The 25,601-nt window shown below is 49.3% G+C and carries 17 protein-coding genes and 1 tRNA gene; 10 read left to right on the top strand and 8 right to left on the bottom strand.

Annotated features, from left to right (window positions below; genetic code table 11):
• Positions 1–277: 277 nt before the first annotated feature.
• Both FS690_RS08715 and FS690_RS08710 read right to left on the bottom strand, forming a co-directional pair.
• Complete coding sequence (locus FS690_RS08715) at positions 278–1,324, bottom strand: DUF1176 domain-containing protein (protein ID WP_145339425.1); 1,047 nt, start codon at positions 1,322–1,324, stop codon at positions 278–280.
• Positions 1,325–1,435: 111 nt separating this feature from the next.
• Positions 1,436–1,813: a DUF1090 domain-containing protein gene (locus FS690_RS08710; protein WP_145339423.1), complete on the bottom strand. Its 378-nt coding sequence runs from the start codon at positions 1,811–1,813 to the stop codon at positions 1,436–1,438.
• Positions 1,814–2,215: 402 nt separating this feature from the next.
• Between FS690_RS08710 and FS690_RS08705 the strand changes: the two genes are divergently transcribed.
• The 5 genes from FS690_RS08705 (at position 2,216) to FS690_RS08685 (ending at position 13,027) form a co-directional block, all read left to right on the top strand.
• Positions 2,216–3,076 carry a hypothetical protein gene (locus tag FS690_RS08705; protein WP_255471481.1) on the top strand — a complete coding sequence of 287 codons (861 nt, stop codon included), beginning with the start codon at positions 2,216–2,218 and terminating at the stop codon, positions 3,074–3,076.
• Positions 3,003–3,362, top strand: a complete 360-nt coding sequence (locus FS690_RS18650) for a poly-gamma-glutamate hydrolase family protein (protein WP_186368982.1) — start codon at positions 3,003–3,005, stop codon at positions 3,360–3,362. Before FS690_RS08705 ends, FS690_RS18650 begins: the two co-directional genes overlap by 74 nt.
• A gap of 253 nt (positions 3,363–3,615) precedes the next feature.
• Positions 3,616–6,507 (top strand): SNF2-related protein, encoded by a 2,892-nt coding sequence (locus FS690_RS08695; protein ID WP_145339421.1) that lies wholly within the window; start codon positions 3,616–3,618, stop codon positions 6,505–6,507.
• A gap of 20 nt (positions 6,508–6,527) precedes the next feature.
• Positions 6,528–9,647, top strand: coding sequence for a DNA methyltransferase (locus FS690_RS08690; RefSeq protein ID WP_145339419.1), 3,120 nt, complete (start codon positions 6,528–6,530; stop codon positions 9,645–9,647).
• Between the two features lie 2 nt (positions 9,648–9,649).
• Entirely contained in the window at positions 9,650–13,027 is a 3,378-nt protein-coding gene (locus tag FS690_RS08685; protein WP_145339417.1) for a DEAD/DEAH box helicase family protein, read from the top strand.
• A 49-nt stretch (positions 13,028–13,076) separates the two neighbouring features.
• Here the strand turns inward: FS690_RS08685 and FS690_RS08680 are convergent, their stop codons facing one another.
• From FS690_RS08680 to FS690_RS08665, 3 genes are all read right to left on the bottom strand, one after another.
• On the bottom strand, positions 13,077–13,379 hold the full coding sequence (locus tag FS690_RS08680; protein WP_145339415.1) for a hypothetical protein: 303 nt from the start codon (positions 13,377–13,379) through the stop codon (positions 13,077–13,079).
• Between the two features lie 73 nt (positions 13,380–13,452).
• Positions 13,453–14,709: an integrase arm-type DNA-binding domain-containing protein gene (locus FS690_RS08675; RefSeq protein ID WP_145339413.1), complete on the bottom strand. Its 1,257-nt coding sequence runs from the start codon at positions 14,707–14,709 to the stop codon at positions 13,453–13,455.
• A 188-nt stretch (positions 14,710–14,897) separates the two neighbouring features.
• A tRNA-Leu gene (locus FS690_RS08665) sits at positions 14,898–14,982 on the bottom strand.
• A 230-nt stretch (positions 14,983–15,212) separates the two neighbouring features.
• Here FS690_RS08665 and FS690_RS08660 point away from each other — a divergent pair.
• The 3 genes from FS690_RS08660 (at position 15,213) to FS690_RS08650 (ending at position 17,249) form a co-directional block, all read left to right on the top strand.
• Complete coding sequence (locus FS690_RS08660) at positions 15,213–15,731, top strand: DUF2501 domain-containing protein (protein WP_369826810.1); 519 nt, start codon at positions 15,213–15,215, stop codon at positions 15,729–15,731.
• A 149-nt stretch (positions 15,732–15,880) separates the two neighbouring features.
• On the top strand, positions 15,881–16,516 hold the full coding sequence (locus FS690_RS08655; RefSeq protein WP_071669124.1) for a hypothetical protein: 636 nt from the start codon (positions 15,881–15,883) through the stop codon (positions 16,514–16,516).
• Between the two features lie 55 nt (positions 16,517–16,571).
• Positions 16,572–17,249, top strand: coding sequence for a MarC family NAAT transporter (locus tag FS690_RS08650; protein WP_104085638.1), 678 nt, complete (start codon positions 16,572–16,574; stop codon positions 17,247–17,249).
• 831 nt (positions 17,250–18,080) lie between these two features.
• Here the strand turns inward: FS690_RS08650 and FS690_RS08645 are convergent.
• From FS690_RS08645 to FS690_RS08635, 3 genes are read right to left on the bottom strand one after another with little or no spacing between them, the layout of a single operon-like run.
• Entirely contained in the window at positions 18,081–19,325 is a 1,245-nt protein-coding gene (locus FS690_RS08645; RefSeq protein ID WP_104085579.1) for a cytochrome c, read from the bottom strand.
• A gap of 4 nt (positions 19,326–19,329) precedes the next feature.
• Positions 19,330–21,099, bottom strand: a complete 1,770-nt coding sequence (locus tag FS690_RS08640; protein WP_145339410.1) for a GMC family oxidoreductase — start codon at positions 21,097–21,099, stop codon at positions 19,330–19,332.
• A 33-nt stretch (positions 21,100–21,132) separates the two neighbouring features.
• Complete coding sequence (locus tag FS690_RS08635; RefSeq protein WP_071669127.1) at positions 21,133–21,864, bottom strand: gluconate 2-dehydrogenase subunit 3 family protein; 732 nt, start codon at positions 21,862–21,864, stop codon at positions 21,133–21,135.
• A gap of 534 nt (positions 21,865–22,398) precedes the next feature.
• On the opposite strand from FS690_RS08635, the gene FS690_RS08630 reads away from it, so the two are divergent.
• Both FS690_RS08630 and FS690_RS08625 read left to right on the top strand, forming a co-directional pair.
• Complete coding sequence (locus tag FS690_RS08630; RefSeq protein ID WP_145339408.1) at positions 22,399–23,970, top strand: ABC transporter substrate-binding protein; 1,572 nt, start codon at positions 22,399–22,401, stop codon at positions 23,968–23,970.
• Positions 23,971–24,091: 121 nt separating this feature from the next.
• Positions 24,092–25,594 carry a helicase HerA-like C-terminal domain-containing protein gene (locus FS690_RS08625; RefSeq protein WP_145339406.1) on the top strand — a complete coding sequence of 501 codons (1,503 nt, stop codon included), beginning with the start codon at positions 24,092–24,094 and terminating at the stop codon, positions 25,592–25,594.
• Positions 25,595–25,601 lie beyond the last annotated feature (7 nt).

The following is a 25,601-nucleotide window of genomic DNA, read 5'->3' as shown; positions in this document are numbered from 1 at the left end:
TGCCACCACAGGGGCGCCATTCATGGCGCCCTGGCCACACCGCGCACCTGACCCCGGGTCGCATTAATGCGGCCCCTACAGCAATATCCACAGGGGCGCCATTCATGGCGCCCTGGCCACATCCGGCACATGCCCCCGGGCCGCATAAATGCGCCCCCTACATTGGTATCCGTAGGGGCGCCATTTATGGCGCCCTGGTCGCACCGCGCACCTGATCCCAGGCAGCATAAATGCGGCCCCTACAATAATACCCACAGGGGCGCCATGCGTTCTGCAATCAGGGAGCGGGTCTGACGTCGCTGACTAATACCGGCAGCTGCCAGGCGCCGCCGGCGCGGATGGCGCGGCACATGCCGGTGGTGGCATCGCTACTCTGTACAAAACTGCGGCCATCCCAGACCCATGCGGCGGTACTCCAGCAGTCGCCAATGCCGCGGCCTTTCTGCGCTTCGCTGATCGCTCCGGCGTGATAATCGGAGCCGGAGTCAGTGATCAACTGCGGTGAACCCTGCAGCGCACGATCCATCAGCCAGTAGCCATACCCTTCGTTATAGGCGCCGCGCCAGCAGAGGGCGGCGATCAGTACGTGGTCCGCATCCACAGCGGTCAGCGTCGGCGGCTCTGCGCCCTCTTCCGGCTGATCGTCTGCCGGTGCGAGATTATCGCAGCTGTCATCATCCGTCAGCGTAGCGATAAGCGCCGGCTTGATCCGCGCCAGCTCCTGCGGCGTCAGCGGACGCGGCCTGGCCTCAACGGTTCTGGCCTGAATAATCACCGGCATGGGTACGGCGGGGGGCACGCTGCTTTCCGGTTTGCTGCCTTTACGCACCAGCGCACCCGGCGTGCCGATGCGCCCCTGCGCCTCATCCATTTTCAGCAGCACGGCAAAGGCACCGTTGGCAGAGAGATCAAACGGCTCGACACCGCCACGGAACTCCACGCTGCCGCTGCCTTTGATGGCAGTGATAATCGACCGGGTCTGCGCATCGGTCAGCGTCCACTCATCGTTATCAGCCTTTGCCAGTTCACCCAGCGGGCGATCGTCGATCCAGAGCGTCAGCGTATCGACCTGCTTTGAGTCATCATCGCCGGTATCCGCCAGCACCACCCGGCCATGCGTTGCCGTATCCGGCCCGCCCGCCCGCGTCAGCAGCACCGATCCCCCTGCGCCTTCTTCTGCGCTATAGCCCGCCGTGCGACAGGTCAGCGTGTTATCGCACGCCAGCTCCCACTCTTTGTGAGCAAACGAGACGCCTTCTTCAGCTATCGCCGAAGCCGTCAGGGCGCTGATCAGCGGGAGCGCCAGCAGCAACCGTATCTTCATGGCATGTTTTCCAACAGAATAAAGAGGCCAGTGTGAGGATTTTTTGCAGGCAGGAGAAGTGAATTTTTGCAGCGGCAGAGACGTACAGATGTCGCCTCTGCCGCTTAGTGCTTAGCGGCTCAGTTCCGCCTGCGCGTCAGCCAGCTCTTCACGCGCCTCAGTGAGTTTGCGCTGCTGTTTTTCAATCTTATCGCGGCGGCCGCTGGTCTGCGCTTTCTGCAAATCCGCTTCGCGCTCAGCGACTTTGTGCTGCTTCTCCGCCACTTTCTCCTGACGCTCCTGCAGCAGGCCCGCATCGGTGCAGTGCTGCTGATTTTCACGCAGCGCTTTCTCCAGCCCGTTTATGCGCGCCTTATTGCCATACTCGCGCGCCATCTCCAGCTCATGCTGGATCGACTGCTGTTTCTGCTGACAGCCGCCGGCAGCCTGCGCGGCGGTGGCAGAGAGCGCTGCTGCCAGTGTAATCAATGCAATTGCTGTTTTTTTCATGGTTTCATCCTGAAAGTGGAGTAAAGCGCTCATTATACGGCAGGTTCTTAACAGATTCTTAAAAGCGCAGCGCTGGAAAAAAGAAAAGAGATTTGTTTTGATCTGGATCAGTTTTGCGGCTTTCTGCTGGGGGTAGCGGATGGGATATCCGGAGAGTAGCGGTATGTTGCTAACAGCGCCTGTAGCCGCAAACTGAAGTTCATATAAAAAAGACGTCTGCGGGGTATGTAATGCCACATCAGCAAAAATGTATATAGCTTTGCATGCAGGATTCAGGCAGGCAGATTTGCTTTCCTCAAATGCAACAACCGGAGACAATCATCCGGCAAGGCCTTAATGCGCCACGCCTGTAATGCATTGATTAAAAATAAAAAATGTCAATATTTGGATGGGTATCAGAATATGGAAAATAACAGAATCAACAAGCGATTTATAAAACTGCGCGCCTGGTTTTTAACGATCCTTACACCCGCATTTGCGTCAACGTCAATTGCAGCGCTCTTCGTATGGTCGCACCTTGCACGTATCGGGCAAACCGGACTATTTTTTGACAGCATCTCTTTCTCGTCACTGTTTGGTTACCTGATGGTCTTTGCCTGTGTCAGCATGCTTCTTTTTTGCATTGTATTATTTATGCCCTTGCTGCTGACCGGAATTTTTATTTTCAACTATCAGGGGGAAAGTCGTTTTCGTGACGAGCTGACAGAAAACAATATCAAAATAGTTCTTCTGACCTCGCTATTATCAACGCTAATAATTTTTGGCTATTTCTTTCTCATGCGTAACTCAGAAAGAGAAGTTGCACAGAACGTATTCCTTCAGTTAAGTACTATCTGGCTTTGCAGCTTTACACTTTCTCTGTGGTTCAATGGCTCAATAACATACAGACAGGTAAGCACGGAAAATAAAAGAAAGAAGATAAAAAGCTTTCTTTTCATGCATGTTTTACAGCCAACTCTTTTCTCTCTTGCAGCCTGTATATATATTTTTCCTCTTGAATTATTTCTTCGCACCCTAGAGTTCCCGGAAGGGACAAACGAGTTCTGGCAGGCGCTGACGGTAATATCACTGTCTATTTTTCTGATTATTTTCTCACTGATCCCTGGCGTTGTGTTCCTCAGATTAAGATCCCGAACTACCTTATTGCATCAGGTAACAGTGACTGGTGGAATAATGGCTGGAGTACTATTTGTCATTTTTACATTTGTGCGTAGAAACGGTTTTAGCTATTCATGGTGCAAGAGATCCCGAAACGGAACCTAAAGAGAGAGTCTGGGTTGGAGGAAACCTTCGTGAGACATTTGAAGTGAATTTGAAGGTAACATTGAAACCATTAGAGCTTTTAGTTGAAATAAATTCAAAATTTTTAGGTAGAGAACCTAATAATATCTGCAATCGAGGCATTAGTCGGCAAGGGATGCAGCTTGAGCTAACAAAGTCACTCCGTGACAGGCTAAAAACGGATAAAAAATTTCTAGAGCAATTCAGTGACGCTGTCCGTACTGCTATGATGCTTACATATCCAACTGAATCACCAAGGATAATCTAGACACTTCCGAGCCATTGATGGACTGACCTCGCCCTTGTATATCGCTCCAAAGCTTACTGACACGCCCTACATCACTTTTTGCATCAGGTATCGGCTTGTAATGGCCAAAGATGATAGGATCAGCACCATTTAATCCGCATGGTGTTCACTCGAGGGCAGCTACAACTTAGTAGTTCAGGAGGACACGTTGACATGCTAAAGCCCTTGGACCATACACATTGATTTCAGCGTCGGGAAACAAGAGCGAACTTAGATGATTGGTACAACCCCCTACCATGCTAAATATTTTGCACATGAACTTTCTATCCTCCACTCAAACAATGGGATAGATCGTCTATCCCAATCGCTGTTTGACGCAAGTGTTGATCTAAATCCACATCAGATAGAAGCCGCATTGTTTGCTATCGAGAATCCTTTAAGCAAAGGGACTGTCCTTGCTGATGAGGTTGGCTTGGGTAAAACTATTGAAGCTGGTTTGGTACTCTGTCAATACTGGGCAGAAAGGAAGCGAAAACTACTAATCATCTGCCCTGCCTCTTTGCGTCGCCAGTGGGCAAGTGAGCTACTGGAGAAATTCAACTTACCTTCCCATGTTCTCGATGCAAAAACTTTCAGCCAGCTGCAAAAAGAAGGTGTCTATAACCCTCTAAACAACAAATCGATAACAATAATGTCGTACCACTATGCGGCCAAGTTAGAAGATAAACTGGTGGCTGAAATGTGGGACTTGGTGGTGATTGACGAAGCTCATAAACTCCGGAATGCACATCGAGAAAGTAACAAGATGGGGCAAGCATTAAAACGTGCGCTTGATGGCCGGAAAAAATTGTTATTAACGGCAACGCCTTTGCAGAATTCGTTAATGGAACTGTACGGCATGTCGACGCTTATTGATGAGCATACTTTCGGCGACCCAAAGGCCTTCAGAAAACAATTTATGCAGACAGACAGCGATATAGTGGAGCTGAAAGGGAGACTGTCGCACTTTATCAAAAGAACATTACGTAAGAATGTACTTGAGTACGTCAAGTACACGGAACGTAAAGCTATCACAATCCCATTCTATCCAAGTGAACAAGAGCATGAACTCTATGAGCGTGTTCAAAATTTGCTGGAACGTGAGGATAGCTACGCGCTGCCTAAGCGACACAGGCATCTGACAGGGCTTATTCTCAGAAAACTGCTTTCGTCGAGTACTAAAGCAGTTTTGAATAACTTACAGATGCTTAAAATTCGTCTTGAGAAACTAAAGCAGAAAGGCATCGTTGAAGATGAGCTAGATATCATTCAGCAGATTATTATTGATGATGATCTTGAAGATGACATCGTTGAAGATGACGAAATATTAAGCGTTGATACAGAGTGCAAAACAATCGATCTAGCTGTACTTCAGGCTGAAATCAATGAGCTTGAGACTCTGATCTTCAAAGCTGAACAAATTGGTGTTGATACTAAAACAAAGGAGTTACTCCTTGGCCTGGAGCAAGGTTTTGCGCAGCTTGCAGAAATGGGGGCAGCAAAAAAAGTAATTATATTTACAGAATCGATGAGAACTCAGCAATATCTTGCTCACTTCTTAGAAAATCATGGTTATCTGGGTAGAGTGGTTACTTTTAGTGGTACCAACAACACGCCGCAGACAAACCAAATTTATCAGCAATGGCTTGGAGAGTATCGTGGTTCTTCTCGCATTACAGGATCGGCGCAGATTGATAAACGTTCGGCATTGATCGACCATTTCAGAGATCATGCTGAAATTATGATCGCCACAGAAGCAGCGGCGGAAGGGGTTAACCTGCAATTTTGCTCGTTGCTGATTAATTACGATTTACCATGGAACCCTCAACGCATCGAACAGAGAATTGGTCGTTGCCATCGTTACGGCCAAGAGTTTGATGTGGTAGTTATTAACTTCCTTAACCAAAGAAACCAAGCAGATCAACGCGTTCTGGAATTGCTGACTGAGAAATTCAATCTTTTCGATGGTGTTTTTGGGGCATCAGACAGCGTATTGGGCAGCATTGAAAACGGCGTAGACTTTGAAAAAAATATTCAGGCCATTTATGAGTCATGTCGAACACCTGAAGAGATTGAAGCCGCCTTTGAAAAACTGCGAAAAGAGCTTGAAGACGAAATTAACCTCAAGATACAAAAGACTCAAGAGCAGCTGCTCGAGCATTTTGATGAAGATATTCACGATGTTCTAAAGATCAGGCTTGACGAAGCACAAGAGCGCTTAGATAAGGTTGGCCGCTGGTTTTGGGCAGTGACGCATTACCAACTTAAACATTGTGCCAATTTTGATCATGAGCATCACCGTTTCACATTGTGCGAGCCAGTCAATGGGTTACCAGTAGGGCAGTATCAATTACTACGCAAAAGTGTTAACCAAAAAAGTGAGTTACAAAGGCAAGAACATCATAGTTTTGCGTATCGCATCAACCATCCTCTCGGTGAGTATGTGATTGATACCGCCAAAAGACTAGAGACGGAGAAGGCAGAAGTCATCTTCAATTACAGTGACCATGCAACGAAAGTTTCCGTTGCTGAGCAACTAAAAGGACAGGCGGGTTGGTTGACGCTGAACTTGCTTACTGTAAATGCGTTTAACACACAGCAGTTTTTAGTCTTTACGGCAAAGGCCGATCGCGGGCAAATAATAGACAGTGAAGCATGCAAACGGTTGTTTCAGCTTGCTGCAACACTGGGCGATAGTGAAAATATGTTTGCAGAGGCGAACACATTGCCCGTTGACCTGCTCTTACTCAAGAACAGACAAATCGATGTCCAACTTGCTGAAGTCATGGAGCAGAACAATGCACTCTTTGAACTGGAACGAGATAAGCTGGAAAAATGGGCAGAGGATATGATTTATGCTGCGGAAGAAGCATTACGCGATACGAAAATGCAAATCAAGTCTTTGAAGAGAGATGCAAGGCTGGCACAATCCATTGAAGAACAGAAAGAAAACCAGAAAAGACTAAAGCAACTGGAACGACAGCAGAAGCGCCAGCGAATGGAAATTTTTGATATTGAAGATGAAATTTCAGCCAAACGTGACCTGTTGATTAGCGCCCTTGCAGAGCGAATGAAGCAGAAAACAGAGATCGCAGAACTTTTTACCATTCGCTGGAAAGTTATTTAATTGATTTACAAGAGAAAAAAATGAGTAAATACAACGAATTAGTTAAGAAACTTAAAGAAATTTTCCAGATTGATCGACCTGAGCTGGATTTCGGCATTTATCGCATTTTAAATGCCCGTGCCGATGAAATTAATGATTATCTTGAGAATAAACTGAAGATTAAAATTCAGTCTGCACTTGATGATGCAGAAAACGCTAATAAAGCGGAGTTAGAACAACAGTTGCAACTCTCAATAAAAGCTGCGACTGCTGCTGGTTTTCCGCCAGAAGAAAGCCCAAAAGTTCAAGAAATTAAAAAGAAATTGTCTACTATAACCTCTGGAGCCAGTGAGCACGAAAATGCAGTTTTCTCCCACTTGCTTACTTTTTTCTCACGTTATTACGACAATGGTGACTTCATTAGCAAGCGTCGTTATAAAGGAAATACTTACGCTATATCGTATGCGGGTGAAGAAGTCATGCTGCATTGGGCAAATAAGGATCAGTATTACGTAAAAAGCGGTGAAAATTTCGCCAATTATTCTTTTAAATTAACTGATGGTCGCAAAGTTAGCTTCCAATTACTTGCCGCGGATACGGCAAAAGATAACCGTAAAGATAATGATTTAGATCGTTGCTTTGTCCTTATTGAGCCTCATGTACGTACTAAATTTGACGATGAAGGCGAAGAATACGAACAAGAATATAAGCCAGTCGAAGTTATTAAAACTTCATCGATTGTTGATGGCAAATCCGTTGACACAGAAGAATTAATTATTCATTTTGAATACAAAGCGATGAAGAAAGGGACAAAGCAAGAGACATTAGTCCAGTCAGCTATTTCAAAAATTCTGTCAGACAATAATGTCCAGCAGCATTGGGTTGACCTTGCCAAACGAGTACCGACAGAAAAGAATCCTATGCGTACGGAGTTAGAACGCCATCTTACTACCTATACTCAGCGTAATATAGCAGACTACTTTATACACAAAGATCTTGGTGGATTCTTAACTAATGAACTTGATTTTTATATTAAAAATGAAGTCATGAATCTCGATAACTTGCAAAATGCAGAAGTCTTCTCAAATATTGAAAGACAGTTGAGAATGATTCAATGCTTACGTTCCGTTGCACTAGAATTAATTACTTTCTTGGCACAAATTGAGAATTTTCAGAAGAAATTATGGAATAAAAAGAAATTTATTGTTTCAAGTGAATACTGCATAACTTTGGATAAAATACCTAATGAATTATATCCAGATATTATAGCAAATGATAAGCAATTTGAAAAATGGGAAAGGCTTGGCATATGGAAAATGAGTGAATCCAAGGATATAGAATTCCTGAAAAAAAACCCATACTTAATGATTGACACTATCAATTACACCTCTGAATTCAAAAGTAAATTATTGCATTCATTTAGTAACCTCGATGAAGAAGTGAATGGATTGCTTATCAACTCTGAAAATTATCAAGCCATTAAGTTTCTTGAGGCAAAATATTATCAAAGCGCCAGTATTATATATTTTGATCCTCCTTACAATACCGATGCTACGCCTATTTTGTATAAGAATGGTTATAAAGATTCTTCTTGGGCAACATTAATGTCTGATAGAATCACATCATCTAAAAAATTATTAAATAATAATGGCGTATTTTGCTATGCAATAGATGATGCAGAAATGTCTCTATTGAAAGAATTGGAAAAAAGTATCAATCCTGAAAGAGAAGTGTTTCAATGTATTGTTGAACATTATCCAGGCTCCGGCACAGGAAGAACAAATGTATCAAGAACTCACGAATACTGCTTATTTTCTGTACCGGAAGATATGGATCTGTTAAAAGGAGATAGTGTAGAGGATGGCATTAGAACCCGAGGATTCAGAAGAGCTGGCACAGGTGATAATAATTTTAGAATAGGTAATCCTGGTCGACCAGAAAGCTTTTTTGCCGTATTAGTTGACCCAGAAACATTTGAAGTAAAAGGGATTGAACCACCGCCTGTCCCTTCGGGTAAGGGTAATTATCTTACATGTGAAACGGATAGTGGCTTAAAAAGAATTTATCCAATTGGAGAAAATGGAGAAGAAAGAGTATGGTCTCTTTCATATGAAGGAGCTAAAAAAGCGGTTGAAGAAGGAAGGTTAGTTAGCTCGAATAAATTTGTAATAAATCGTTTATATCATGATAATGCACGGAGACTATTGCTCCCTAGTATTTGGCAAGGTCCGCAATATAATGCCACAACGGGTGGAACAAACCTCTTAACCTCTATGTTTGGTTCTGCCGGATTATTTTCTTATCCAAAATCCCTTGGTACTATGGATAGAGTTATTGACTCAATATGGCATAGTGCAGAAAGTGAGATTATTATTGATCCTTTTGGAGGAAGCGGGACAACTGCGCATGCTGTTATTAACAGGAATAGAAAGAATTCTGAAAATCACAAGTACGTTATCATTGAAATGGGAGAACATTTTGATTCAGTTATAAAGAATAGAATCCAAAAGTCTGTTTATAGTGATAAATGGCATAATGGCAGTCCTAAGGGAAGCCATGGGATATCTCATATTCTTAAGTACATTAAACTCGAAAGCTACGAAGATACTTTAAATAATATTCATTTTAAGAAAACAATAACGAGCTTATTTGAAACATTTTCTTCGACTGTCAAGGAAGATTATCTTGTAAATTATATGATTGATACTGAGAGTAAAAAATCAATATTAAGCACTGATGATTTTAAAAAACCGTTTAATTACGCGATGAATATCACTGCGGACTCAGCTGGTGCAACTGAGCGTAAAAACATCGATTTAGTCGAAACATTCAATTATCTTATTGGTTTACATGTGAAATCTATAGAGTCCGATATTGTTCGCGGCTATGTACGGATAGAAGGAACTCAGCCTACAGGAGAACGTACGCTAATACTATGGCGCGACTGTGATAAAATCGGTTATGAAGAATTAAATAAATATGCTAACCGTTTTGATTTATATGCTAAAGAGAAAACATTTGATGTTATTTATATCAATGGCGATCATAACCTACCAACTGCATTTACAGTTGATGAAGAAGACGGTGAAATCGTCCGTAGTTTGAAAATTCGCCAGATCGAACCTGAGTTCTTAAACTTAATGTTTGCTGAGGAGGTTTAAGAATGGCTAAGAAACCCACTACTGGAAAAGCCATCAAAAAGCAAACCAACAGCAAATTAAGTTTTCATAAGCAGCTGGTTTTAAATCGCTTTATGTTCCGTTTTTTTAAAGACGGTACATTGCATGGTTTGAAAATCCGTTTAGGTGAAGACCGATTTGAAGGTATTCATGAAGATGGCCAAAGCCTGTTTTTCCATGAGTTAAGTAACTACTTATTCGAGGTTGATCTCATCGACCTCGATGAGTTACGTCGCTACGATCTTAATATTGTTAAACACTGGCAGCAAATAACTGAGCATCGTAATCGTAGAGAAGACACTGTATTGAATATGAAATATTTTCAATACCTGTCTCTTTTTTTTACTGAGATCTATCTCGATTGGTACTTCAATCGTAAACAAGAATTACTTGATGGTCTTAACAGTGAACTCAAATTATACAATGCTGAAAATAATGAAACAGCAAAGGATAGAGCTAATCAGTTTAAATCATACATCTTGGATGATTTGAATAAACTAGCCTACTGGAATGCGACAGGTTCCGGTAAAACATTGTTATTACATGTAAATATTTTACAGTACCTACATTACTATCAGAATGGTAATACTCATCATTATCCTGATAAAATCATCCTGCTAACGCCGGATGAGCGTCTTTCACAGCAACACTTGGATGAGTTATATAATTCTGGTTTTTCCCACATCCAGTTGTTTGATAAGAGCAAATCAGCTCCGTTTAAAGGTACCGTTGAAGTTATTGATATCAATAAACTTGCTGATGACATGGGTGATAAAACCGTCGCTGTTGAGGCATTTGAAGGCAACAATCTGGTTCTAATTGATGAAGGTCATAAAGGAACAGGGACTGCTGCTGGTGCCTGGATGCGTCGTCGCGACAAATTAACACGAGACGGTTTTGCATTCGAATACTCGGCTACTTTTGGACAAGCAGTATCAGGCGGAAATAATGCTGAAGTTGTCGAGGCCGAAATTAAAAAGAAAAAAGCAAAATTGCTCTTTGAGACAACTGCATTAGGAAAACTGACTGATGAGCAGTTAGCACAATCAGAGCTGACATCAGAGGAATTACGTGATGCGCGTATTCAGGCTACAAGAGAAGTTTATGGTAAATCAATTCTTTTCGACTATTCCTATAAATTCTTCTATGAAGATGGTTATGGAAAAGAGTCACTAATTCTTAACCTTAACCCCAATGAAGATAAAAAAGATGAGCGTCGCTACGAATACTTCACTGCTTGTTTACTCAGTTTTTACCAGCAACAATATTTATTCAATAGGAATAAAGATAAGTTAGATGAGTTCAACATTGAAAAACCATTATGGGTCTTTGTTGGCAACACAGTCAGTGGTGAAGATTCGGATATTCACGCAGTACTGCGTTTTTTAGCATGGTTTTTAAACAACGAAATACAAGCAAAATCCTGGATTAGTGATCTTGTCGAAAACAAAGCCAGAATTCTGGATACTAAAGAACGTAACATCTTTGAAAAGCGTTTCACTGCTTTAATGAATGGACCGGAAGATATCTATTTAGATATCCTTGCTCGACTTTTTAATACCACACATTCAGGTCAGAGATTAAGAGTATTAAATTTGATCGGAAGTAAAGGTGAACTTGCATTACAGGTCGGTGAAGCAGAACCTTTTGGCTTGATCAATATTGGTGATTCCCCATCTCTTTATAAAATGTGCGAGGAAGATACGACGTTCGATTATCAAAGAGACGATTTTGCCAAGTCTCTGTTCCATACGTTGAACGATAAAGATTCCCAACTGCATATCTTAATTGGCTCCCGAAAATTTACTGAGGGCTGGAGCAGTTGGCGTGTATCAACTATGGGTCTACTCAATATGGGGCGTGGGGAAGGCTCACAGATTATTCAGCTTTTTGGTCGCGGGGTACGCCTGAAAGGTCGCAACTATTCTTTAAAAAGAAGCACACTTGGAGAACGTCCTAAAGGACTGCATCTGGAGAAATTAGAAACACTAAATATTTTCGGTGTTCGTGCTGACTATATGGCAACATTTAAACAATATCTTGAAGACGAAGGAATAACGCCAAGTGATGAGATCCTTGAGCTGAATTTTGAAACTCGGCCAAATATGCCTAATACAAAGCTTAAAACGCTTAAGCTTAAAGATGGCTACAAGGATAATCAAAAAAATGGCTTCAAGCGTGTTTACTTTCCTGAGCTTTATGAGGTTCCTGCTGAACTGCAAGGCAAGATAAAGCATCCACACATCAAACTCGATTTATATCCTAAACTTGAGTCGATTGACACGAGTAGGAAGGGTGATAAAACACCTGTGAATGTCAGAAATGAGGCCAAGTTAGATTATAAAACAATCAGTGCCTTTGATTTTGATCGAATTTATCTCGCTATTCAGGCCTATAAACTACAGCGTGGCTGGTCAAATTTACGTCTGGATAAACAACGGTTGATCGACTTTTGCCTTGGAAAGGTAAAAGTCTCAAACAACTGGTACACACTTTCGATTCCGGCATCGGAACTCGAAATTAAACAATATTCAGATATTGCTAAGCAAGAAGATATCATGCTTCGCCTTCTCACTGATTACACCGACCGATTTTATAATACATTAAAGAATGCTTATGAAGGTCAGTTTTATGAAATCACCCAAGTGAGTGAAGACGACCCATGTATGATCAAAATGTACCACTTTGAAATAGAAGAGTCTGATGACGGTCTGGATTATGCAGAGCGACTTGAACAGTTGCAGCAGATCGTCACTCAAGGTGAAATTGGTAAAGCTAAATCCTGGAATGCCCCGGGTATGATTGCTGTAACCTTTGATAAACACCTTTATTACCCTCTTCTCTCAATTGAGAAAAATGCTGATTTACCGCTAAAAATGCGTCCGACTGCATTTGATGCACCAAGTGAAATTACTTTTATTCAGGATTTACAAGAATTCATTGAGACACCTAAAGGTCAGAAAATCATCGGCAATAAAAGTTTGTACTTGTTGCGAAATGCTGATACTAAAAGTAAAGGTTTAGGTTTCGCCACAGCTGGTAACTTTTATCCTGACTTTTTATTGTGGTTAGTTGATGACGAAAGCGGGAAGCAATGGTTAAGTCTTATTGACCCAAAAGGCATTCGGAATCTGAATCTTGATGATGCTAAATTTGGTTTGTACAAGGAAATTAAAGAGCTTGAGAAGAAATTATCTGATGATAAATTAAGTCTAAGCGCATTTATTGTTTCTGAAACACGTTTTGTTGATTTAATAAATGTTTCTGAACCAAAAGATAAAATTGAAGAACGTAACATACTCTTTCTAGAGGATACTGGTTCTATTTATCTGGAAAAGCTTTTTAAAAGGATAATTGCCTAACGGCCATTTTAACCCAGTACCATATCTTAGGTAAGATATGGTACTGGCATCATAGCCAATGTTCAGGAATTGATAAGTCAAATGTACGAGCAACATAGCTGAGCGTTTTAATGTACTCATTATGCTTCGCTACATCAATAGGTTGCCCGGCTTTACATAGTTCCAACATCCCCTGCAATTCAGGAAGGCTAAACATACCTAGTTTATAGAAATTCCCCCATGATGGCGTACCAAAGAGATTATAAATAACGATTGTGCTATCGCGCTCGCTTGCTAATCTCTTCTCTCCAGATATTTTAGTTAATGCATTTTCTGCTTCATCTTTATCTTCGTATGTATTAAGAAGCTTCATCTTTTTAACCCATAAAAGTTAATGTTCCAATTCAAGTAAATATGTCCGGGTAGCAAACACTACCCGGACATATTTACTTGTTTACTTTAGCAAAATCAAAAGGACTAATCCCCTTCTCCCGATTCGCATCCAGATAATCCGCCCACCACTGCAACATCAACCTCCTCTCCCCCAGATGCTCCGCCTTATGGATGTAAGCTGCCCGAACAGAGCTACGCTCCTGATGGCTCATCTGCCGCTCCACTGCATCCCTCGACCACAATCCTGATTCAATAAGTGAACTACACGCCATCGTCCTGAAACCATGTCCACAAACTTCAGTTTTCGTGTCATAGCCCATCCCCCGTAAAGCCTTGTTCACCGTATTCTCACTCATCGGCTTACGCGGATCGTGATCGCCAACGAAGATCAGCTCTCGGTTTCCATTCATGCTTTTGATCTTTTCCAAAATAGCTAAGGCCTGACGCGACAAAGGAACAAGATGAGGAGTCCGCATCTTTGAACCACGCTGAGAATGTTTAACACCTTCCAGCGGTTCACGCTCACCTGGTATCGTCCACATGGCCGTTTCAAAATCCACTTCTGACCAGCGAGCAAAACGCAGTTCGCTTGAACGTATGAAAACCAACAAAGTGAGTTCAACCGCCAGTCGAGTTAACAATCTGCCAGAATAGTGATCAATGCGGTGAAGTAATTCGGGAATACGTTCAAGATCCAGAGCCGCACGGTGCTTTCTTTTCGCCGTAGCAACCGCACCGGCAATTTCTTGCGCGGGGTTATAATCGATTAAGCCGCTCTGCACAGCAAAGCGCATAATCGCGGTAGTACGCTGCTGTAAACGGGCGGCGACTTCAAGACGCCCAGATGACTCCACAGCTTTGATGGGTACAAGCAGATCCCGTGTCTTCAGGTCAGCAATGTTACGCTTACCGATAGCAGCAAAGAGATTATCCTCCAGACTTTTCAATACACGAGCACTATGCGATGCCGACCATTTCTGATTACTGGCATGCCAGTCTCTGGCAACCATTTCAAACGTTATTGCCTCTTGCTCCTGCTCTACCTTAACTGCTTTCTTATTTTCACTGGGATCGACGTCATTAGCTAACAGCTTACGGGCCTCATCCCTGCGTGCCCGGGCATCCGCCAGCGACACTTCAGGATATTTCCCCAGCGCCAGCATCTTCTCCTTACCGCCAAAGCGATAACGCAGTCGCCAGTATTTGGAGCCGTTAGGGTGAACCAGCAAAACCATGCCATCACAGTCAGTCAGTTTGTAGGCTTTTGCTTCAGGCTTTGCCGAACGAACCTTCACATCACTCAGAGCCATGATGAGTATCCTTTCAAGGGTTCTGTGTGGGTACAAACATTATCGAACCGGGGTATACCCGCAGTTGTACCCGCATCAGTAAGTTGATGTAGATTGAATCAGGTTGACTTAGGTTGAGTGAAAAAGCGAGGAAAGCCTTGCGGATACTGGATTTCAGGCACAAAAAAAGACGTCTATTGATGTTCCGATGGTGCCGAAGGCCGGACTCGAACCGGCACGTATTTCTACGGTTGATTTTGAATCAACTGCGTCTACCGATTTCGCCACTCCGGCATGGATAAGGATACGGAAAACGCTGGCGATTATACCGTTACCCGTGGGGTGTGCAACCGCTATTGAGCAGCGCGTGCGCTGAGCGTTGAAAAAAACAGCGTCATCATCTCCCCGGAAACCAGAACACTCTCAATCTGCATGGCCCTGCCCGCTTCTCCGGAACTTTCTGAGATCTTCCGCCTCATATCCTGCATTATCGGCGTCTGAAAGACGGAACCATGAGGTTAGACATGAGTAAATCAATGCAACGCGGCGTTTGGGCATGGGGTATGGCGGCAGCACTGGTCGCGGGCAGCGCGTCGGCGGCGAGCTGGCAGGATCAGCTGAGCAGCGCCGCTTCACAGCTCTCGCAGCAGCAAAACAGCAATACCACCAGCAGCAATGGCGCGCAGAGTGGAGGGCTCTCGCTCTCCACATTGACCGGCCTGCTGAACGGCGGCGATAAAGCGGTAAGCGCCAGCAATATGACCAACGCAGCGGGCGTGATGGAGTACTGCGTGCAGCATAACGTGGTGGATAACAACGTGAAGTCGGTGAAAGAGCAGGTGCTGAGCAAACTCGGCCTGAGCACGCCGGCGGCGCAGGAGCAGAAAACTGATTATCAGCAGGGAATCGCGGGCCTGCTCAATACCGGTAACGGCCAGCAGCTTAACCTGCAGAGCCTGAGCAACTCGCCAATGGGTGAGAAGCTTAAAACCAAAGCGTGTGATGTGGTGCTGAAGCAGGGTAAAAAATATATCGGCATGTAATCAGCGCCGTGTGCCGGGCCGCTGTCCCGGCCTTATCGTGCTGATGAATGAGATTTTTTATGGCCAGATGCGCGCGCTGCTGGCCTCCCCATGTTTTTCTGTGCGCCCTGACGCTATAGTGAGATTTTGCAGCAAACAGGACAGCGCGCATGAAAGGCATCAACATAGCGATTTACTTCGATCCCGATCTGATTCGGCTCTGCGTACATGAGCAGGATGACAGCTACCTCAACCAGACTTTTCAGTATGACGACAGCGTCATTGAAGAGATCTATCAGTGGCTGGAACAGTACACGCCAAAGCGCACCCATATCTGCCTGATTGAGCACGACACCGCTGATATCCTCGCCGATGAGCTGACCGATAACGGCTATCACGTCCATCAGGTGAGCCAGCATGACCTGCTGAGCTGGTTCGCCAGCGAGCCGCCCGCTACGCCGGATGGATCGCCGGTGCGCGCCCTGCTGCGCTATCTGGAGAGCGAACGCCCGGCGGAGTATGAGTCGCGCACGCCGCAGATCGAAGCGCTGATGGATCTGCTGGATGAGCTCGACGCGCTGGAAGGCGTGGATGAGGTGGAGGATGAAGATAGCCTGCCGGATAACGTGCTGCGCCTGATGAAGCAGAAAAAAATCAGCGCTGATGATGCCGCGCAGCGCCTGCTGCCGGAGGTCAATGAGCGCATCCGTGAACACCTCATTAACTACCCCGAACTGATGACGCCCGAGCTGCTGGAAGATTTTTTTCCCGAGATGATCGAAGCGCTCGACACGCCGAAGCACTGAGTAATACATCCTGTCACAGGGCCGCGCACGCGGCCCTGCCCTGCGGAGATGCATGATGCTGGAACTCTTCAAAGCGATAGGCCTCGGGCTGGTGGTGATCCTGCCGCTGGCCAACCCTCTGACGACCGTGGCGCTGTTTTTAGGGCTGGCGGGCGAGATGAATTTTCAGGAGCGTAACCGTCAGGCGCTGCAGGCGTCGGTTTATGTGTTTCTGATCATGATGGTCGCCTGGTACGCCGGCAACGCGGTGCTGCACACCTTTGGCATCTCGATTCCCGGCCTGCGCATGGCGGGCGGGCTGATTGTCGCCTTTATCGGCTTTCGCATGCTGTTTCCGGCAAAACCGGTCGGCCATTCGGTAGAGGCGCGCCATAAAAAAGATGAGCAGGATGCCAGCGACGATCCGCGCGAGACGGTGAATATCGCCTTTGTGCCGCTGGCGATGCCGAGCACCGCCGGTCCGGGTACCATTGCGATGATCATCAGCTCAGCCTCAACGGTGAAAGCCGGCGTCGATTTCCCCGCCTGGGTGGTGATGGTCGCCCCGGTGCTGACCTTTCTGGTGGTAGCCCTGATTTTATGGATTTCCCTGCGCAGCTCCGGCGCGATTATGAAGCTGGTGGGTAAAGGCGGCATTGAAGCGATTTCGCGCCTGATGGGTTTTCTGCTGGTCTGTATGGGCGTGCAGTTCGTGATCAACGGCGTGCTGGAAGTGGTGCGTACGTTACATTGAGTTTTGTGCGGGCCCCGTAGGGGGCGCATTTATGCGCCCCTGGTTGAATTCAGGCGTCATTGAATCCGTGCGGGTATCGGCCAGGGCGCCATGAATGGCGCCCCTACAGGGGATGGATATTATCGAATATCGTACGAGTCCCGTAGGGGGCGCATTTATGCGCCCCTGGTTGAATTCAGGCGTCATTGAATCCGTGCGGGTATCGGCCAGGGCGCCATGAATGGCGCCCCTACAGGGGATGGATATTATCGAATATCGTACGAGTCCCGTAGGGGGCGCATTTATGCGCCCCTGGTTGAATTCGGGCGTCATTAAATCCGTGCGGGTATCGGCCAGGGCGCCATGAATGGCGCCCCTACGGGGGATGGATATTATCGAATGTCGTACGAACCCCGTAGGGGCGCATTTATGAGCCCCTGTTTAAATTCAGGGGTCATTAAATCCGTGCGGGTATCGGCCAGGGCGCCATGAATGGCGCCACTACGGGGGATGGATATTATCGAATATCGTACGAGTCCCGTAGGGGGCGCATTTATGCGCCCCTGGTTGAATTCGGGCGTCATTAAATCCGTGCGGGTATCGGCCAGGGCGCCATGAATGGCGCCCCTACGGGGGATGGATATTATCGAATGTCGTACGAACCCCGTAGGGGCGCATTTATGCGCCCCTGGTTGAATCCAGGCGTCATTAAATCCGTGCGGGTATCGGCCAGGGCGCCATGAATGGCGCCCCTACGGGGGATGGATATTATCGAATGTCGTACGAATCCCGTAGGGGGCGCATTTATGCGCCCCTGGCTGAGGATATTATCCGGGCGCCCCCGCTTAGCGATTAATGCAGGGTTTTGCGGACGTCGGCGACCTGCTCTTTGGTCACGGCCGGGGCGCGGTTGCTCCAGCCCTGGCGAACGAAAGTGGCGAGCTGTGCGACCTCTTCGTCGCTCAGGCGCTGGCCGAAGCCCGGCATCGCCAGCGTCGACGGCGCTTTAGCCGTTGACGGCTGCTGCGCGCCGACGAGGATCGTGTGGATCAACCCCGTCGGATCGCCTGCGTTCACGATCGTTGCCTGATCCAGCTCGGGGAAGATCCCCGGCGCACCCTTGCCGGTCACGAAGTGGCAGGCGCCGCAGTTGTCCAGATAGAGACGTTCGCCTTCGCTCAGGTTCTTCGCGGCCGTCAGCTTCGCTTCGGTCTGCTGCTGCGCCTGCACGTTGTAGGCCTGCAGCGGCGGATTGCCGCCAAGGAACTTCAGGTAAGCAGCAATCGCTTTCAGATCGGCATCGGTCATGTGGGAGCTGGAGTGCTCAATCACCGACTTCATCTCACCGCCCACGGCAGCTTTATCGTTACGCCCGGTCTGCAGGTAATCGATCACCTCCTGCTCGCTCCAGTGCGGCATGCCGCGCAGCGACGGCACATCCCAGTTATTCAGGCTGCCGCCGGCGAGAAAGGTTTTGTCGCTGCTGTCGAGCGATTTCTCATTCATACCGAGACCGCGCGGCGTGTGGCAGCTGCCGCAGTGGCCAAGACTCTCGACGATATAGGCACCGCGATTCACTTCAGCAGAGGCGCCGCCAATCGGCTGAAATGGCTTGTCGGAGGTAAACGCCCAGTTCCAGAAGCGCATACCCCAGCGCTGGCTGAACGGGAAGCTCAGCTTTGTCTCCTGCGGCTGCTCGCTGCTCGGCTTTACGCCCTTCATAAAGTAGACCCAGAGCGCGTGCATATCAGCATCGCTGATCTTCGCATAGTCCGGGTACGGCATGGCCGGATAGAGGCGTGAACCATCCGGCAGCACCCCTTTACGTACCGCGTCAGAGAACTGCTGTTCGCTGTAGTTACCGATACCGTGTGCTTTGTCCGGCGTGATGTTAGTGGAGTAGATCGTACCCAGGTTCGACTCAATCGCCAGCCCGCCCGCGTAGGCTGCTTTGCCCGCGACGCTGTGGCACGCCATGCAGTCACCCAGCCGCGACAGATACTCACCCTGCTTAATCAGGGCCGCTTCATCTTCCGCCTGCGCCTGCAGCGCCACGCCGCTCAGCGCCAGCGCTACCAGTAATGTTAGTTTTTTCATCTGCTTATGCCTGTACCAGTGGGCCGGGGTTCTTCAGATACTGCTCTTTGATCGCCTGCGCCGCCATCAGGGTGATCGCGCCGATGGTATCGGTCGGGTTCGCCTGGAAGTTTTGCGGGAAGGCGTTGCCGCCCGGCACAAAGACGTTATGCACGTCCCAGCTCTGCAGGTATTTGTTCAGCGCCGAAGTTTTCGGGTTATCGCCCATCACCGCACCGCCCACGTTGTGGGTTGAGACATATTTGGTGAGGTCAAAATCGGCGCCCATCGGCAGGAAGCTCATACTCATGCTGTCCGGGTTCAGCTCTTTGGCAATATCGCCCACGATGCCCTTCAGATGCTGCTGCAGCTTCAGCTCGTTCTCTTTCCAGTTAAAGGTCATACGCAGCAGCGGGTTGCCGCGATGATCGGTGTAGTGCGGATCGAGATCGAGATAGATATCGCGATAGGACTGGCAGGTGGTGGTGATGCTGATCTTCATCGAATGGTTGTACCACTGCTCCAGACCCTCTTTGTAGCCCATACCCCAGGCGGGTGTGCCTTTCGGCAGCGCAGCAGCCATCGGCGTACCGGTTGCCTGCGAGCTGTGGATCTTGGCACCGCCGAGGAAGCCGAGGCGCGGGCCATCGAAGTTGCCTGGCGAGATGTCATTGAACATCTGGCCGGTCGCGCCGGCGGTGGCGTAAGAGTTAAAGTTCTTATCTTTAAAGAACAGCGTGGCGCCGCCGTTGGAGAGAAACGCATAGTTGCGCCCTACCACACCCTCTTCAGTGATCGGGTTATACGGCTTGCCGATGCCGGAGAGCAGCATCAGACGCACGTTGTAGAGCTGGAAGCTGGAGAGCACCACAATTTTGGCTGGCTGGAATACTTCGTTGCCATCCGCGTCGTAATAGATCACGCCTTTTGCGGTTTTGCCATCATCGTGCAGCACGACTTTAGCCACTTCAGCGTTCACTTCGTAGGAGAAGTTCGGCAGTCGCTTCAGCGCATCCATCACCGCCGTCTGCGGTGACGCTTTGGAGTAGTTCAGGCACGGATATTTTGAGCAGTAGCCGCAGTAGTTGCACGGTGCAATCTGGTTGCCGTAAGGGTTTTTCCACGCGCGCGACACGCAGGCTGAAGGGTTCGGGAACGGGTGATAGCCGAGCTTCTTCGCCGCCTCTTTAAACATCACGTTGTTGAGCGTGTCGTCCAGCGCCGGCAGCGGGTAAGGCTCTGAGCGCGGCCCTTCAAACGGATCGCCGCCTTCAAGGATCTGACCACGCAGGTTGCCGGTGGTGCCGGACTGCCCGCAGATCAGCTCAAACTTATAGAAGTAAGGCTCAATCTCTTCCCAGCTGAACGGGAAGTCCATAACGCGCATATCATCCTGCAGAATGCCCGGCTTATACGCCTGATCAACATAGGTTTTCAGTTTGATATCGGTCGGGGTCGGACGGATCAGTACCGCCGTCCAGTGCATGCCTGCGCCGCCCACGCCGGTGCCGGGCGCAAAGGCGCCCCATTTGCGGGTAGGCAGCGCGGTCTGGTCCATATTGTAACGCACCGTCACCGCCACCTCTTTTGGTGTGGCGAAGACTTTATTACGTACGTTGTAAGCGTATTCATCAGCCGGCTTCGGGTAGGCGAAGTCGGGATAGTCGCGCTCGCCGCCGCGCTCCAGCGCGCGCACCTCAAGTCCGGCCAGCGCCAGCTCGATACTCATCAGCGAGCCGGCCCAGCCGAGGCCGCACACAACGACATCGACTTCTTTTTTTGTAATCTGTGCCATGTTAATTCTGTCTCACATACCAAATAGGGAAATTCAGGCGCGCTGGCCCAGCAGGCTGACCGGCCCGAGCGGATACGGCACGTTGTGCTGCTTCACCCATTCGGTAAAGCTGGCGCGGGCACCCGGGAAGCCGATAGCGATCCACGCCTTCATGCCTTTATTACCGCCATACATCGGGTCGGCAAGATAACCATGTTTGGTATCAGCCAGCAGCTGGCTGAAGAACTGTGAGGCTTTCAGCGACGGCTCGCCCAGCGCCGCAAAATCGAGGCCATCATTCTTGTTGATACGGGTCAGCACGGCATCTTTCTCTTCCGTGCTCAGCTCGTGGAAGGCTTTCTGATAGGTCGTCTGCGTCCACTGCTCCACCAGCTTGATGGCGGTGCGGTACATCTGCTGCGGCGTAAACGGGATCTGATAGCCCATGGTCGCCGGCGCGTGTACATCAAACGGCCCCTGCAGATAGATTTCTGCACCGAACTCCGGCGTGTGCAGCTGCTGGTCGATAAAAATCGGTACGTTGGTTTCCAGCGCGCCGGGCGCCTTGCCGCTGCCGCCAGCCGGGATCAGACGGTCGGTTGCCGCCAGGATAAACTGCCATTCACTGGCGCTGAAAAAGATCGGTTTATAATCGGCGAGTTCCGGCGCAGCCATTTCTGCCGCCTGCGCGGCGGTAACGCCTTTTAATAAAAGGTCGCTGACCGGCAAAGCCAGCAGCGCCCCGAGTAAAAATTTACGTCTGGTGGTGGGTTTTTCTAACAGCATGGCGCGACAATTCTCACTAGCTAAGAAAGATAATTTATATTTTTGTTAATGACGTTATAAATCGGCAAACAAGCGGGCAATCTTATGGATACAAATATTTCAGGATGTAAAAATTAAATTTAAAATGTGTTTAAGTGAAGGATGGTTATTTTTTTGCCGTGTTATACGTGTGCAGCAGTGCCACTAATTACCTGAAATTGTGGTTTAAACCTGCCAAAAGCAGGGGTTTTTAGCGCTTTACCTTGATATTTTGCTAAAAGCGCTGCAGCAAAGAAATAATCGCCCGGCGCAACTGTTGAAAATAAATCACGCTTGCGCTGCAGTAACGATCAGCGTAAATATTCAGCTTCATTAAGCCTCAGCCAGCTTTTCATCTCCCTGCGTTTTATTTGCCCATTTAATGCGTAAAAAAGCGGCAAAATAATTAATACCCGGTATTAACCTTATATTCTGACAAAGCTCAGAACAAACCGGCATTTTGACTCTGCCCGCCGCGCGTTAAATTCAGCGTCTCTTCCTCTGAGGATAATAATAATGCGCTTACTGATTTTACTGGCAGCGGTCTGGAGTACTGCCTTTACCCTGCATGCCGCCACGCCAGAGGATACGCTGGTAGTGGCGGTACCGCTGGATGGCATCATCAGCTTTGACCCGGCGGAGAGTTTTGAGACGGTCAGCAACAGCGTGCAACGCAATCTCTATCAGACCCTGACCGAGCCGGACCGCAACGCGCCGCAGCAGCTTGCGCCGCTGCTGGCCAGCGAATGGCAGCCTGGCAGTACGCCGCACAGCCTGCGGTTTACCCTGCGGCCCGACGCGCGCTTTGCCAGCGGTAACGCGGTAACGGCGCAGGATGTGGTGTTCTCTCTGACGCGGGCGGTACAGCTCAACAAAGCGCCGGCGTTTATTCTGGCAGAGTTTGGCTGGACCGCTGCCAACATCGCCAGCCAGTTTCAGGTGCTGAGCGACACACAGCTGGAGATGCGCTGGCCGGCCGCAATCGGACAGGATCTGGCGCTGCGCCTGCTCACCGCGCCGGTGGCGTCGATTGTTGACAGCAAAACGGTACAGCAGCATGCGGTCAATGGTGACAGCGGCAACGGCTGGCTGCACACCCACTCCGCCGGCAGCGGCGCTTTTACGCTGCAGCAGTATGTGCCGCAGCAGGCGGTGGTGCTGAGCGCCAGCCCGCAGGCCAGCCCGGCACCGCAGCTGCGGCGCGTGCTGCTTAAAGGGGTAACGGATGCCGGCGCGCGCCGCCTGCTGATCCAGCAGGGCGATGTCGATGTCGCCTATCAGCTCGGCCCCGATCAGATCGACGCGCTGAAACAGGATAAGCACCTGCGTATTGAAGCATTTCCTTCCAGCCTGATTTACTACCTGGCGTTCAATGCACACAACGCCGCGCAGCCGGCACTGGCTAACCCGGCGCTGTGGCGCGCCGCGCGCTGGCTGGTGGATTATCAGGCTATCTCACAGCAGCTGCTGAAAGGACAATACCGTATCCATCAGAGTTTCCTGCCGCAGGGATTTGACGGCGCACTGGAGGAGACGCCGTTTCACTATGACGTCGCGAAAGCCAAAGCCATTCTGGCGGAGGGCGGCATTCAGCCCGGCACGCGCATTGCGCTGACGGTCATCAACCAGCCACCCTATATTGATGTAGCGCAGGCGCTGCAGGCGAGTTTTGCTAAAGCAGATATCGAGATCGATCTGCAGCCGGTAGCGGAGTCGGCGCTGTGGAGTAAAATGCGCGGCCGCGACTTCCAGTCCATCTTTATCTACTGGGGGGCGGATTATGTTGATCCTAATACCAACGCCAGCGCCTTTGCCTGGAACGTACCGGGCGGGGCTAAAACGCTGGCGTGGCGGGTGGGCTGGGATATTCCGCAGCTCAGCGCGCAGACGCGGGCGGCGGCGGGTGAAAGCGATGCGGTAAAACGCCGGGCGCTCTATACCGCCCTGCAGCAGCGCGTACAGCAGGACTCCCCGTTTGTGGTCACGCTGCAGGGTGCGCAGCAGGTAGCGATCCGGCAAAACGTGACCCACGTCCGGCAGGGTATCGGCGTCAGCCTGCTCTTCTTCGATACGGTCCGTAAAGAGTAGCTCCTCTTCTGCCCTCCGGCATATCCGGAGGGCTTCCTCTTTTCTGCGCAATCAGTTGCGCTACCGCAGGCTGCGCTTGCTATCCTTGGTGTCATAACGCATTGCTGAAGAGCGAGAGATTATGACCACCCCACTGCTGATTGCTCAAACCCACGATATCCGGCTGTCGCTGCTCCCGGCGATGGCCAATCGCCACGGGCTGATCGCTGGCGCCACCGGTACCGGCAAAACCGTTACGCTGCAGAAGCTGGCAGAATCCTTTTCACAGGCCGGCGTGCCGGTATTTATGGCTGACGTCAAAGGGGATTTAAGCGGCATTGCCACTCCCGGCAGCGCCTCTGAGAAGCTGCAGGCGCGGCTGTCACAGATTGGCGTCAGCGACTGGCAGCCGCATGACAACCCGGTGATGCTGTGGGATATCTTCGGTCAGCAGGGCCACCCGGTACGTGCCACCGTTACCGATCTGGGCCCCCTGCTGCTGGCGCGGCTGCTGGGGCTGAATGAGGTGCAGTCGGGCGTATTGCAGATTATTTTCCGCATTGCCGACGATCAGGGGCTGCTGCTGCTCGATTTCAAAGATCTGCGCGCAATGACGCAGTATATCGGCGACAACGCCAAAGCGTTTCAGACGCAGTATGGCAACATCAGCAGCGCATCAGTGGGTGCGATTCAGCGCGGCCTGCTGGCGCTGGAGCAGCAGGGAGTGGAGCATTTTTTTGGTGAGCCGATGCTCGATATCCGCGACTGGATGTGCTGCGATGAGCAGGACCGCGGCTATATCAATATTCTCGCAGCAGAACGGCTCTATCAGATGCCTAAACTCTACGCCACCAGCCTGCTGTGGCTGCTGGCGGAACTCTATGAGCAGCTGCCGGAAGCGGGCGACCTGGATAAGCCGAAAATGGTCTTCTTCTTTGATGAGGCGCATCTGCTGTTCAGTGATGCACCGCCCGTGCTGCTGGAAAAGATCGAGCAGGTCATCCGCCTGATCCGCTCCAAAGGCGTGGGCGTCTGGTTCGTCACGCAGAATCCGTCAGATATTCCGGACAAGGTATTAGGCCAGCTTGGCAATCGCGTGCAGCACGCCCTGCGCGCCTTCACGCCGCGCGATCAGAAAGCGGTAAAAAGTGCCGCTGAGACCCTGCGCGCTAACCCGGCGTTTGATGCCGTGGCGGCGCTTCAGGCGCTCGGCACCGGTGAGGCGCTGATCTCTTTCCTCGATGAGAAAGGCAGTCCATCCATCGTGGAACGCGCTATGGTGATCGCCCCCGGCTCACGCATGGGGCCGCTGACGCAGGATGAGCGCAACGACCTGATCAACCATTCGCCGCTTTATGGCAAATATGATGAGGAGGTCGATCGCGAGTCGGCGTTTGAGCGCCTGCAGCAGGGTGTTGCCGCCGCACCGCAGCAGTCAGCGGCGCCGGACGTTAAAGGCGCCGACGTGAAGGTAGACAGCGGCATTCTTGGCGGTCTGAAAGATATTCTGTTTGGCACCACCGGACCGCGCGGCGGTAAACGCGACGGCGTGGTTCAGAGCGTGGCCCGCAGCGCAGCGCGCCAGGTCACCAGCCAGATCGTGCGCGGCATGCTGGGCAGCCTGCTCGGCGGGCGCCGCCGTTAAGGACTCT

It is taken from the genome of Pantoea sp. PSNIH1, from assembly GCF_007680655.1.
GTDB classification, from domain to species: domain Bacteria; phylum Pseudomonadota; class Gammaproteobacteria; order Enterobacterales; family Enterobacteriaceae; genus Pantoea; species Pantoea eucrina.
The sequence above is the reverse complement of the archived record's forward strand: the minus strand, read 5'-3'. Positions and strand labels throughout refer to the sequence as shown.